Genomic DNA, 11,894 nt, shown 5'->3' with positions numbered 1-11,894 from the left:
CACCTACATCCCTCCAGAGTTCTAAAAGTGGCCCACCCCGCCCAGCGCCGCTGGTATCCCATCGTCTTCGCCATCGCCGCATTGGTGCTGCTCCCCCTCAGCGTTCTGCTGCTGTCCTGGCAAACCATCGATCAGCAGATCTGGTCGCACCTGTGGGAAACCCAGATGCCGCGCCTGCTGGGCAACACCCTGACCCTGGTGCTCGGCGTCGGAGTTGGGGTGACCCTGCTCGGCGTGAGCCTCGCGTGGCTCACCAGCCTCTGCGAATTCCCCGGACGGCGCTGGCTCGATTGGGCGCTGATGCTGCCATTCGCGATTCCGGCCTATGTGCTGGCATTCGTGTTCGTCGGCCTGCTGGACTTCGCCGGCCCGGTGCAAACCCTGTTGCGCGAATGGTTCGGCAGCGGCTTGAGGCTGCCACGGGTGCGTTCCACCGGCGGGGTGATTCTGGTTCTGGTGCTGGTGTTCTATCCCTACGTTTACCTGCTGGCGCGCACCGCGTTCCTCGCTCAGGGCAAGGGTCTGATGGAAGCCGCGCGCGTTCTCGGTCAGTCGCCGTGGCAGGCGTTCTGGCGGGTGGCGCTGCCAATGGCGCGTCCGGCCATCGGGGCTGGCGTGGCGCTGGCGCTGATGGAAACCCTGGCGGATTTCGGCGCGGTGTCGGTGTTCAACTTCGACACCTTCACCACCGCGATCTACAAGACCTGGTATGGCTTCTTCAGCCTGTCGAGCGCGGCGCAACTGGCGAGCCTGTTGCTGCTGGTGGTGATGCTGGTGCTGTACGGCGAGCGCCGGGCGCGTGGAGCGAACCGGGCGAGCAACGAGCGGCCACGGGTCAAGGCGCTGTATCACCTGCGCGGGCTCAAGGCGTTGGCGGCCATGAGTTGGTGTGGTCTGGTGTTCGCCTGCGCCTTTGTGATTCCGCTGCTGCAACTGGTGGTGTGGTTCTGGCAACGCGGGCGTTTCGATCTGGATGAGCGCTACGCCGGGCTGATCCTGCACACCTTGTACCTGGGCGCGATGGCGGCGTTGATTACCGTCAGCGTTGCCTTGCTGCTGGCATTTGCCCGGCGCCTGGCGCCGACACCGACAATCAACTCCGGCGTCGGTCTGGCCAATCTCGGTTATGCGTTGCCGGGTTCGGTGCTGGCGGTGTCGATCATGCTGGCCTTCAGTTATCTCGACCGGCAACTGGTGATCCCGCTCTCGGGCTGGCTGGGCGGTGCGGGCAAACCGTTGCTGCTGGGCAGTCTGGCGGCACTGTTGATGGCGTATCTGGTGCGTTTCGTTGCGGTCGCCTATGGGCCGCTGGAAAGCAGTCTGGCGCGTATACGGCCATCTTTGCCTGAAGCGGCACGTAGTCTGGGTGTCAGTGGGCCGCGACTGTTTTTCAAAGTGTATCTGCCGCTGTTGTTGCCCGGCACGCTCAGTGCGGCGTTGCTGGTGTTCGTCGATGTGCTCAAGGAAATGCCCGCAACCTTGCTGATGCGCCCGTTTGGCTGGGACACACTGGCGGTGCGGATCTTTGAAATGACCAGCGAAGGCGAATGGGCGAGGGCGTCGCTGCCGGCGCTGACGCTGGTTCTGGTCGGACTGCTTCCGGTCATCGGCCTGATCCGTCGCTCAGCGCACCGAAACACTTAGTCGTCAGTCCTGAATCATGCGGCTACAATGCGCGGCATTCGGTGCGGATCGTCTGACAGACCCGTTCGCTGAGCTCGGCTGAAAGCCTTCTATTTCACGGCTTTCATCCCTTGCAGCGGCTGTCCGCGCCTTCGCCACGCCCGGAAGGAGAAACCCATGGGACAGCGTACGCCTCTGTATGACCTGCATCTCGCCCTCGGCGCGAAGATGGTCGATTTTGGCGGTTGGGACATGCCACTGCATTACGGCTCGCAGGTCGAGGAACACCATGAGGTGCGCCGCGATTGCGGGGTGTTCGATGTTTCCCACATGACCGTGATCGACGTCACCGGCAACCAGGCCAAGGCCTGGCTCCAGCATTTGCTGGCCAACGACGTCGAGCGCCTGCACCGCCCCGGCCGTGCGTTGTACAGCACGATGCTCAACGAGCGCGGCGGCATCGTCGACGACATGATTGTCTACCGTCTCGATGACGGTTACCGACTGGTGGTCAACGCCTCCACCCGCGATCAGGATCTGGCCTGGATCGAAGCCCATCGCGGTGGTTTCGAGGTGCAGATTCAGGAGCGCTCCGAACTGGCGATGCTCGCCATTCAAGGCCCGCACGCACGCCAGAAGGTGGCCGAACTGGTGACCCAGTCCCGCGCCGCCCTGATCCAGTTCCTCAAACCCTTCGAAGGTCAGGCCGACGGCGACTGGTTCATTGCCCGCACCGGTTACACCGGCGAGGACGGTCTGGAAATTGTCCTGCCGGCCAGCCAGGCTCCCGGTTTCTACAACGATCTGGTGGGCGCGGGTATTTCCCCCATCGGCCTCGGTGCCCGCGATACCCTGCGGGTCGAAGCCGGCATGAACCTCTACGGCCAGGACATCCATCAAGACGTTTCGCCGCTGGCCTCGAACATGGCCTGGAGCATCGCCTGGGAGCCGGCCTCGCGCCAGTTCATCGGGCGCAGCGCGCTGGAGGCGGAACAGACGGCGGGTGTGCAGCACAAACTGGTCGGTCTGGTGCTTGAGGAACGCGGGGTTTTGCGCGCTCATCAGGTGGTCCGGATCGCCGATGTTGGCGAAGGGGAGATCACCAGTGGTAGTTTCTCTCCTACGCTTAGCAAGTCGATTGCCCTGGCGCGTGTACCGATGGCGACTGCCGACCGCGCCGAAGTGGAAATCCGTGGCAAGTGGTACCCGGTGCGGGTGGTCAAACCGACCTTCGTCCGTCACGGCAAAACGTTGATCTAACCTATTCCGGCGGGTACGACCGCTGACAATTTCTCGAGGACACCGAACATGAGCGATATCCCAGCCGAACTGCGTTATGCCACAAGTCATGAATGGGCACGTCTGGAAGCCGACGGCACCGTCACCGTGGGCATCAGCGACCACGCGCAGGAAGCGCTGGGTGACGTGGTGTTCGTCGAGCTGACTGAAGTGGGCAACGTTTTTGGCGCTGGCGACCAGGCTGGCGTGGTCGAGTCGGTCAAGGCCGCTTCCGATATCTACTCGCCGATCAGCGGCGAAGTGATCGCGGTCAACGAGGACCTGAGCGCCGAGCCTGAGTTGCTGAACTCCGAGCCGTATGATTCGTGGATCTTCAAACTCAAGCCAAGCGACAAGTCCGAGCTGGACAAGCTGCTCGACGCGGCCGGCTACAAGGCTGAAATCGGCGAGTAAGCTGCACGCCACACCGCAAAGCCCCGATCCGTCGGGGCTTTTTTGTGGGCGCTGTCAGGCGTCGCGCAAGACCGCTTTGACCGCCGCCACCGAGCGCTCGACATCTTCCTTGCTCATGGTGGTGAACATCGGCAGCGACACAATCAGCCGCCCGACCCGCTCCGCCACCGGCAACATGCCTTCCTTGAAACCGCGTTCGCGGTACAGGCTGAGCAAATGAATCGGCGGGTAGTGATAGCCGATACCGATGCCCCGGGCCTGCATCTGCTCCATGAACGTCGCCCGTGCCGGCAAGCCGTCCGCGCGCTCCGGCAGCACCAGTTGAAACAGATGCCAGTTGCTCTGGGTGAAGTCTGCTGGCGGCAGTTGTGCGCCGTACGTCGCTTCGAAATCGTCGCCAAAACACTTGAAGTAGTGACGGGCCAGCTCCTGGCGATGGGCGGTGAGGCGCTCGATGTCGGCAAACTGCCCCAGGCCGATGGTCGCCGCGACGTCGGTCATGTTGAACTTGCCGCCCAGCACGTCGACGTCCAGGCCATCGAAACCGCTGCGGGTAACGCCCTGCAAGCGGTACTTCTCCGCCAGTCGCGCTTCCTCCGGCGTGTTCAGTACCAGACAGCCGCCCTCGGAGCAGGTCACGTTCTTGTTGGCCTGGAAACTGAAGGACACGAAGTCGCCGGTGGCACCGATGCGCTGGCCGTTCCAGCTCGACCCCAGCGCCTGTGCCGCATCTTCGATGATCCGCAGGCTGTGGCGGCGGGCGATGGCGTACAGCCGCTCCATGTCCACCGGCAGCCCGGCGAGGTACACCGGGATCACGGCGCGGGTGCGGGGAGTGATCGCCGCTTCCAGGCGATCCAGGTCGATGTTGCGGGTCACCGGGTCGATGTCGGCGAACACCGGCGTGGCGCCGACTTCAAGAATCACGTTGGCCGTAGCGACCCACGAAATCGGCGTGGTGATCACCTCGTCGCCCGGGCCGATGCCGGCGATGCGCAGGGCGATTTCCATGGTGCAGGTGCCGGAGTTGAACGTGCGCACCGGACGCCCGCCGAAATACGCCGAGAGCTGCGCTTCAAAGGCCTGGACCTTGGGACCACTGGTGATCCAGCCGGAGCGCAGCACATCGCCCACGGCAGCAATCGTGGCTTCATCGATAACGGGTTTGGAAAACGGCAGAAAGGGCTGTTGGCTCATGAAAACGTGATCATCCGCTGGTTGGACGCCCGAGGCAGGCCTCACAGCATGGCCCGGAATGCGTCGAGCGCCAAGCCGTGTGCGCCGATATCGGCTGCTATGCTGGTTTGACCGTGTTGCATTGACGCCGAGCGCCAGCCAAGAGAGAGCCCGTCATGTCCCAGTTGCCGTCCCTGAGCCAGTTACGCGATCCCCATGCCTTCCTGCGCCGTCACCTTGGCCCCGACGCCGCCGAGCAACAGGCGATGCTCGACAGCCTCGGGCTGGGCAGCCGGGTCGAATTGATCGAGCAGACGGTGCCGCCGGGCATTCGCCTCAACCGCGAGCTGGACCTGCCACCGGCTCTCGACGAGCAGGCTGCGTTGGCGAAGTTGCGCGGTTATGCCGAGCAGAACCAGCTCTGGACCAGCCTGATCGGCATGGGCTACCACGGCACCCTCACGCCGACCGTGATTTTGCGCAACGTGCTGGAAAATCCCGGCTGGTACACCGCCTACACGCCTTATCAACCGGAAATCGCCCAGGGCCGGCTCGAAGCGCTGCTCAACTTCCAGCAACTGACCATTGACCTCACCGGCCTCGAACTGGCCAACGCCTCATTGCTCGACGAAGCCACGGCAGCGGCAGAAGCCATGGCTCTGGCCAAGCGCGTGGCGAAGTCGAAAAGCAATCTGTTCTTCGTCGACGAAAACTGCCATCCGCAGACCATTTCCGTGGTACGGACCCGCGCCGAAGGCTTTGGCTTCGAGCTGATCGTCGATGCGCTGGACAAGCTGAAGCACCATCAGGTGTTCGGCGCGCTCCTGCAATATCCCGACACCCATGGCGAGGTCCATGACCTCAAGCCGCTGATCGACCACCTGCATGCGCAACAGGCGCTGGCCTGCGTTGCCAGCGACCTGCTGAGCCTGCTGTTGCTGACCCCGCCGGGCGAGTTGGGGGCGGACGTGGTGTTCGGGTCGTCCCAGCGCTTTGGCGTGCCGATGGGTTATGGCGGCCCGCACGCGGCGTTTTTCGCCAGTCGCGAGGAATACAAACGGGCGATACCGGGGCGGATCATCGGTGTCTCGAAAGATGCCCGTGGCAACGTGGCGCTGCGCATGGCCCTGCAAACCCGCGAGCAGCACATCCGCCGGGAGAAGGCCAATTCGAACATCTGCACCGCGCAGGTGTTGCTGGCGAATATCGCCAGTTTCTACGCCGTCTACCACGGGCCGGAAGGCCTGAAGCGGATCGCCCAGCGGGTGCATCGGCTGACCTGCATTCTTGCGACGGGCCTTGAGCGGCATGGCATCCAGCGGATCAACCGGCAGTTCTTCGACACCCTCACCCTGGAGGTCGGCGGGGCGCAAACCGCGATCATCGAAAGCGCCAAAGCCGCGCAGATCAACCTGCGCATTCTCGGGCGCGGTCGCCTCGGCCTGAGTCTTGATGAAACCTGCGACGAACACACCGTCGGGCGACTGTTTGATGTGCTGTTGGGTGCCGATCATGGGCTGAACGTCGACGAACTTGATGCCGAGGCGCTGGTTTCCGGGATTCCGGCCAGCCTGCAAAGGAGCACGCCGTATCTGCGCCATCCGGTGTTCAACGCCCATCACAGCGAAACCGAGATGCTGCGTTACCTCAAGCAACTGGAGAACAAGGATCTGGCGCTCAACCAGTCGATGATCCCGCTCGGCTCCTGCACCATGAAGCTCAATGCCTCCAGCGAGATGATCCCGATCACCTGGCCGGCCTTCGCCAACCTGCACCCATTCGTGCCGAGGGAACAGGCTGTCGGTTACACCTTGATGATCGAGGAACTGGAGCGCTGGCTGTGCGCGATCACCGGCTTCGATGCGATCTGCATGCAGCCCAACTCCGGGGCTCAGGGCGAATATGCCGGGTTGCTGGCGATCCGCAGATATCACGAAAGCCGTCAGCAGGGCGGGCGCGACATCTGCCTGATTCCGTCCTCGGCCCACGGCACCAACCCGGCTTCGGCGCAGATGGCCGGGATGCGCGTGGTGATCGTCGAATGCGACGAGGCCGGCAACGTCGATCTGGAGGATCTGAAGACCAAGGCTTCGCACGCGGGCGACAAGCTGTCCTGTCTGATGGCGACCTATCCGTCGACCCATGGGGTGTACGAGGAGGGCATCAGCGAAATCTGCGAAGTTATCCACAAGCACGGCGGTCAGGTGTACATGGATGGCGCCAACCTCAATGCTCAGGTCGGCCTGGCCCGGCCGGCGGACATCGGCGCGGACGTCTCACACATGAACCTGCACAAGACCTTCTGCATTCCCCACGGCGGGGGCGGGCCGGGGATGGGGCCGATCGGGGTGCGGGCGCACCTGGCACCGTTCGTCGCCAATCATCCGGTGGTGCCGATCGACGGGCCGCAACCGCAGAACGGCGCCGTCAGCGCCGCGCCCTGGGGCAGCGCGAGCATTTTACCGATCAGCTGGATGTACATCGCCATGATGGGGCCGCAACTGGCGGACGCCAGCGAGGTGGCGATCCTTGCGGCGAATTACCTGGCGCAGCATCTGTCCGGTGCCTTTCCCGTGCTCTACACCGGGCGCAACGAGCGGGTGGCCCACGAATGCATTCTCGATCTGCGTCCGCTCAAGGCACTGACCGGGATCAGCGAGGAAGACGTCGCCAAACGCCTGATGGATTACGGCTTCCATGCGCCGACCATGTCATTCCCGGTGCCGGGCACCTTGATGGTGGAGCCGACCGAGAGCGAATCGAAGGCGGAGCTGGACCGCTTCATCGGCGCGATGCTGAGCATCCGTGCGGAAATCACCGAAGTGCAGAACGGCAACTGGCCGGCCGAAGACAATCCGCTCAAGCGTGCGCCGCACACCCTGGCGGACATCACCGGGGTGTGGGAACGGCCCTACAGCATCGAACAGGGCGTGACCCCGGATGCGCACACCAAGGCGCATAAATATTGGCCGGCAGTGAATCGCGTGGATAACGTCTACGGCGACCGCAACCTGTTTTGCGCTTGTGTGCCGGTGGACGATTACCGTTAGGCGAGCAAAAAAATGCCGCTCGATTGAGCGGCATTTTTTATACGGCGGGAAACGCTTACTCGGAAGCCACGGCGTTCTTCGCCAGGATCGCGTTCGCCAGTTCCATGTCCGTCGCCTGCAGGCCCGGATTGTCGGCGCGGACTTTCTGCATCGCGGCCTCCAGGTACGGGCCACGGATGCCGCCGTCGCTGGCGACGAAACTGCCGGCATCGTCCTGTGCGGCGACGATCAGTTTGTGATCCTTGAAGGTCAGGTAAGTCGAACCGGTGGTCGCACCGGACGAGATGACGTTACGCCAAAAGCTGTCGGCCATGGCCGAACCGACGGGCAGGGACAACAAGGCCAGGGTGGCGACAGCAAGTTTGAGACGCATGATGGGGTGACTCCGCTGGGTTAACTACGGCGTTGGATCGTCATTTCCCCAATCGAGTTCCGTGACTGCCCGGTCTTGAGGCTGAGGGACACACCAACGCTAGAGACACGGCGCCAGGTTTGGCACCATGGGGCATGTCTTTTCTCGCATGGATGCAACCTTGGCCATCATTGCTCTCGTCTACATCGTCGGATGGACACTACTGCTGGTCGGATTCATTGGCCTGCCGATGCTTTTGATCATGTTCTGCGTGCCGGGCTGGCGTGGCGCGTTGCTGCGTCATCCGCGCAAGACAAGTGTGCTCTCGCTGGTCTGTATCAGCGTTGTCGGTGTGACCCTGTATCAGGTCATTACCAGCTATCACGATAACCAGCGGCGTCATCCGAAACTCGCTCATGCCCTTCAAGTCGAGGGGCTGGCACTGCCCGCTGGCGCCACGTTGCATCTGGAAACTCCCGAACCGCTGGACGAGCGTGGCCGGCCTTCTGCTCATGCCGCCGCCAGTCTCACCGAGGCTGAGTTTGTTGCGCCACATACAGTCGCGGGCCTGTCAGTCACGACGCTGCGGTTTCGCGGTTCCGAGGTGGAGATGAAACTTGCCGGGGATCAGCTTGTGCAGGGTTGGTCGTGCAAGGCGGGCAGCCGCCTGACCATGAACTTCGAGGTGTCGGCTCGACTGCAACCGGATCTTTGGCAATTCAACCGTTGTGAGTTGGTGGCCGGTACACAGGTTGCCGGGGTTGTCTGGCCCGCCGACAGCCAGGTTTACAGGTTGGACACCGGCTATGTTTTGAGCCATTGGGGGCAAGCAGAGGCGATGTCCATCAATGGCTTGGCGTTGAAGAATGTGGAGGTCAGGTTGAATGTCCAGCGCCAGCTCTTGAACTGGAAGGCGCAGTTGACGCAACCGATGACCTTGGGTGAGTGGCAATACCCGGCAGGCATGCGGGTCGGTCAGAGCACGCCGCACACTCTGGTGTTCCGTTCGGATCGTTACTACGCCGGGCGAAACGTGCGCACCGGCGAGACGCTTGAGGTCGAGCATTCGATTCAGCAACGGATGACCGATGGCATCGTGCTGTGGATCAAGCCCGATGCCGAACTGAAGGCGTCCGACTGGTAGCGGTTATTTCTGCTCGCTCTGCGGCGTCACCCGCAGCACTTCCTCAATCGTCGTCAGCCCCGCCGCCACTTTTTGCGCCCCGGACAGGCGCAGGCTGCGCATGCCTTCCTTGAAGGCCTGGCGGCGGATCGCGGTGAGTTCGGTGTCGGGGCTGATCAATGCCTTGAGGCTGTCGCTCAGTTGCATGATTTCGTAGACCCCGGCGCGTCCGCGATAACCGGTATCGCGGCATTCCAGGCAGCCGATGGCCCGTTGGGCGTTGCCCGGCAGCGGGGCCTGCCAGGGACGGGTCAGGGTTTGCCAGTCTTCTTCGGCGAGGGTCAGTGGCGCCTTGCAGTGCGGGCATAACGTGCGCACCAGACGCTGGGCCATGACACCGAGCACCGTGGCTTTGATCAGGTAGTGCGGCACGCCGAGCTCCAGCAGACGGCTGATCGCGCTCGGCGCATCGTTGGTGTGCAGGGTCGACAGCACCAGGTGCCCGGTGAGCGCGGCCTGGATCGCCATTTCGGCGGTTTCGAGGTCGCGGATCTCGCCGATCATGATGATGTCCGGGTCCTGCCGCATCAGCGCCCGTACCCCGGCGGCGAAGGTCAGGTCGATGTTGTGCTGGACCTGCATCTGGTTGAACGCCGGCTCGACCATTTCGATCGGGTCTTCGATGGTGCAAAGGTTGATTTCCGGGGTCGCCAGTTTTTTCAGCGTGGTGTAGAGCGTGGTGGTCTTGCCCGACCCGGTCGGCCCGGTGACCAGGATGATGCCGTTGGGCTGGCGGGTCATGTCCTGCCAGCGGCGCAGGTCGTCGGCGGAGAAGCCCAGTTGATCGAAGTCCTTGAGCAGCACTTCGGGGTCGAAGATCCGCATGACCATTTTTTCGCCGAACGCGGTGGGCAGGGTCGACAGCCGCAGTTCGACCTCGCCGCCGTCCGGGGTCTTGGTCTTGACCCGGCCGTCCTGGGGTTTGCGTTTCTCGGCGACGTTCATCCGGCCGAGGCTTTTCAGGCGACTGACGATGGCCATGGTCACTTGCGGCGGGAATTGATAGACGTTGTGCAACACGCCGTCGATGCGAAAGCGCACCGTGCCTTGTTCGCGCCGGGGTTCGATGTGGATATCGCTGGCGCGCTGCTGGAAGGCGTACTGGAACAGCCAGTCGACAATGTTGACGATGTGCGCGTCGTTGGCGTCCGGCTCCTGATCGCTGGCGCCGAGGTTGAGCAACTGTTCGAAGTTGCCGAGGTTGCCGCCCTGCTGGTCGGCGTTGCTGGCGCCGCTGACCGATTTGGCGAGGCGGAAGAACTCGACGCTGAAACGCTGGATGTCCGCCGGGTTGGCCACCACCCGTTTGATCGGCAGCTTGAGCACGTGGGTCAGATCGGCCTCCCAGCCGCTGACGTAGGGCTGGGCGCTGGCAACGGTCACCGAGTCGCGGTCGACGGCCACCGCCAGAATCCTGTGGCGCTGGGCGAAGGCATAGGACATCAGCGGGGTGATGGCGGCGACGTTGATCTTCAGCGGGTCGATCCGCAGGTACGGCTGCCCGGCCTGTTGCGCCAGCCACAGGGTCAGGCTTTCCAGGTCGAGGTGTTTGCCCGGCCGGCTGAGGTCATCCAGTTGCTGACTGGCGATGAACTCCAGCGGATGCAGCTGCCCGTGGGCGGCATGCCGGCGACGCGCATTCAGCGCCTGCTCCGCCGAGTCCTGGCAGATAAAGCCCTGGGCGACCAGTTCACGCAGTACATCATTGAGATCCAGCCAGCGGTCCTGAGTGGCGAATTGAACGGACATGCGGGCTCCTTTTTGGCGACATTGCGCAAAGGATAGTCGTGGCCTCGCAGACCGTTGGGCCACTACCCGACGGAAGCCGTTTCGGGATTTGTCAGCCAGCCACTTGCGCCGATGCAACCCACGCCGTGTCGGCGTTTTGCAGATCGACCGAGCAGACGCTGATCAGGTTACGAAGTTTTTCCCCGATCACCTGGGCGCGGTGCCAGCTCAGGCCGTCGATGATCATGTCGACCGACAACAGATCGTCCAGCCGCTGCACGCTGACCTGCTCGGGCGTGAGGAACTGCAAGGCGAACAGGTTCAGCACTCGCACCAACAGATCCGGCTCGGCCTCGGCGAGAATCCGGTATTGCGCGCGGCAATGGGCATTGCTGACGTTCCACACATCGGCGCGGGGCGAGGGGGTGTTCACGGCTTCGAGGTGGGGCATGGCGCGGCTCCAGGGTCAGTGGAGAAATTTTTACATTCGATGCCGGGTATTTCTTATCTAAGATGGGCAACTTTGGCGGTTGATCGAACAGATCAATTCGATAAATGCTATTTCTGAGGATTATTTATGCACAGCGAGCTGGACAGCTACGACCGCCGCATTCTCGCCTTGCTCCAAGAGGACGCTTCCCTGTCCAGCGCACAGATCGCCGAGCAGGTGGGGTTGTCGCAATCGCCGTGCTGGCGGCGGATTCAGCGGATGAAGGAGGAGGGGATCATTCGCGGGCAGGTGACCTTGCTCGATCGCAAGAAAATCGGCCTGAACACGCAGATCTTCGCCGAAATCAAACTTAACGCCCACGGTCGTTCGAACTTCACCGAATTCACCGAGGCGATTCGCGGTTTTCCTGAGGTGCTGGAGTGCTACGTGCTGATGGGGGCGGTGGATTTCCTGCTGCGCATCGTGGCAGCGGACATCGAGGCGTATGAGCGGTTCTTCTTCGAGAAGCTGTCGCTGGTGCCGGGGATTCAGGAAGTGAACTCGATCGTCGCGTTGTCGGAGATCAAGTCCACCACCAGTTTGCCGGTAGTGCGCTGAATACTGTCGTGGCGAGGGGAAAAATCCCCTCGCGACAGGTTG

At 62.8% G+C, this 11,894-nt stretch carries 10 protein-coding genes; 6 read left to right on the top strand and 4 right to left on the bottom strand.

What is annotated here, in order from left to right:
* Positions 1 to 27 precede the first annotated feature (27 nt).
* From N8H74_RS01645 to gcvH, 3 genes are all read left to right on the top strand, one after another.
* Positions 28 to 1,644 (top strand): iron ABC transporter permease, encoded by a 1,617-nt coding sequence (locus N8H74_RS01645; RefSeq protein WP_262145963.1) that lies wholly within the window; start codon positions 28 to 30, stop codon positions 1,642 to 1,644.
* A gap of 156 nt (positions 1,645 to 1,800) precedes the next feature.
* Complete coding sequence (gene gcvT / locus N8H74_RS01640; RefSeq protein ID WP_262145962.1) at positions 1,801 to 2,883, top strand: glycine cleavage system aminomethyltransferase GcvT; 1,083 nt, start codon at positions 1,801 to 1,803, stop codon at positions 2,881 to 2,883.
* Positions 2,884 to 2,931: 48 nt separating this feature from the next.
* Complete coding sequence (gene gcvH / locus N8H74_RS01635; protein WP_262145961.1) at positions 2,932 to 3,315, top strand: glycine cleavage system protein GcvH; 384 nt, start codon at positions 2,932 to 2,934, stop codon at positions 3,313 to 3,315.
* A gap of 54 nt (positions 3,316 to 3,369) precedes the next feature.
* Here the strand turns inward: gcvH and N8H74_RS01630 are convergent, their stop codons facing one another.
* The gene (locus tag N8H74_RS01630) at positions 3,370 to 4,512 is read right to left on the bottom strand and encodes a DegT/DnrJ/EryC1/StrS aminotransferase family protein (protein ID WP_262145960.1); all 1,143 of its coding nucleotides are present in this window, start codon (positions 4,510 to 4,512) and stop codon (positions 3,370 to 3,372) included.
* Positions 4,513 to 4,667: 155 nt separating this feature from the next.
* On the opposite strand from N8H74_RS01630, the gene gcvP reads away from it, so the two are divergent.
* Positions 4,668 to 7,541 (top strand): aminomethyl-transferring glycine dehydrogenase, encoded by a 2,874-nt coding sequence (gene gcvP / locus N8H74_RS01625; protein ID WP_262145959.1) that lies wholly within the window; start codon positions 4,668 to 4,670, stop codon positions 7,539 to 7,541.
* A 55-nt stretch (positions 7,542 to 7,596) separates the two neighbouring features.
* Here the strand turns inward: gcvP and N8H74_RS01620 are convergent, their stop codons facing one another.
* Complete coding sequence (locus N8H74_RS01620) at positions 7,597 to 7,917, bottom strand: DUF2388 domain-containing protein (protein ID WP_169843014.1); 321 nt, start codon at positions 7,915 to 7,917, stop codon at positions 7,597 to 7,599.
* Between the two features lie 157 nt (positions 7,918 to 8,074).
* Here N8H74_RS01620 and N8H74_RS01615 point away from each other — a divergent pair, with 157 nt between their 5' ends.
* The gene (locus N8H74_RS01615) at positions 8,075 to 9,037 is read left to right on the top strand and encodes a hypothetical protein (RefSeq protein ID WP_262145958.1); all 963 of its coding nucleotides are present in this window, start codon (positions 8,075 to 8,077) and stop codon (positions 9,035 to 9,037) included.
* A gap of 3 nt (positions 9,038 to 9,040) precedes the next feature.
* Here N8H74_RS01615 and N8H74_RS01610 read toward each other — a convergent pair whose 3' ends face one another.
* Both N8H74_RS01610 and N8H74_RS01605 read right to left on the bottom strand, forming a co-directional pair.
* Positions 9,041 to 10,825, bottom strand: coding sequence for a type II/IV secretion system protein (locus N8H74_RS01610; protein WP_262145957.1), 1,785 nt, complete (start codon positions 10,823 to 10,825; stop codon positions 9,041 to 9,043).
* Positions 10,826 to 10,916: 91 nt separating this feature from the next.
* Positions 10,917 to 11,255, bottom strand: coding sequence for a hypothetical protein (locus tag N8H74_RS01605; RefSeq protein WP_262145956.1), 339 nt, complete (start codon positions 11,253 to 11,255; stop codon positions 10,917 to 10,919).
* A gap of 126 nt (positions 11,256 to 11,381) precedes the next feature.
* On the opposite strand from N8H74_RS01605, the gene N8H74_RS01600 reads away from it, so the two are divergent.
* Positions 11,382 to 11,852 (top strand): Lrp/AsnC family transcriptional regulator, encoded by a 471-nt coding sequence (locus tag N8H74_RS01600; RefSeq protein ID WP_217829334.1) that lies wholly within the window; start codon positions 11,382 to 11,384, stop codon positions 11,850 to 11,852.
* Positions 11,853 to 11,894 lie beyond the last annotated feature (42 nt).

The organism is Pseudomonas sp. B2M1-30, assembly GCF_025447575.1.
Lineage (GTDB): Bacteria > Pseudomonadota > Gammaproteobacteria > Pseudomonadales > Pseudomonadaceae > Aquipseudomonas > Aquipseudomonas botevensis.
This window is presented reverse-complemented; position numbering and strand designations above follow the sequence as displayed.

Coding starts and splice junctions, on each gene's coding strand:
- gcvH (WP_262145961.1), top strand. CDS start 2,932: ATGAGCGATATCCCAGCCGAACTGCGTTATGCCACAAGTCATGAATGG.
- gcvP (WP_262145959.1), top strand. CDS start 4,668: ATGTCCCAGTTGCCGTCCCTGAGCCAGTTACGCGATCCCCATGCCTTC.
- gcvT (WP_262145962.1), top strand. CDS start 1,801: ATGGGACAGCGTACGCCTCTGTATGACCTGCATCTCGCCCTCGGCGCG.
- N8H74_RS01610 (WP_262145957.1), bottom strand. CDS start 10,825: ATGTCCGTTCAATTCGCCACTCAGGACCGCTGGCTGGATCTCAATGAT.
- N8H74_RS01600 (WP_217829334.1), top strand. CDS start 11,382: ATGCACAGCGAGCTGGACAGCTACGACCGCCGCATTCTCGCCTTGCTC.
- N8H74_RS01605 (WP_262145956.1), bottom strand. CDS start 11,255: ATGCCCCACCTCGAAGCCGTGAACACCCCCTCGCCCCGCGCCGATGTG.
- N8H74_RS01630 (WP_262145960.1), bottom strand. CDS start 4,512: ATGAGCCAACAGCCCTTTCTGCCGTTTTCCAAACCCGTTATCGATGAA.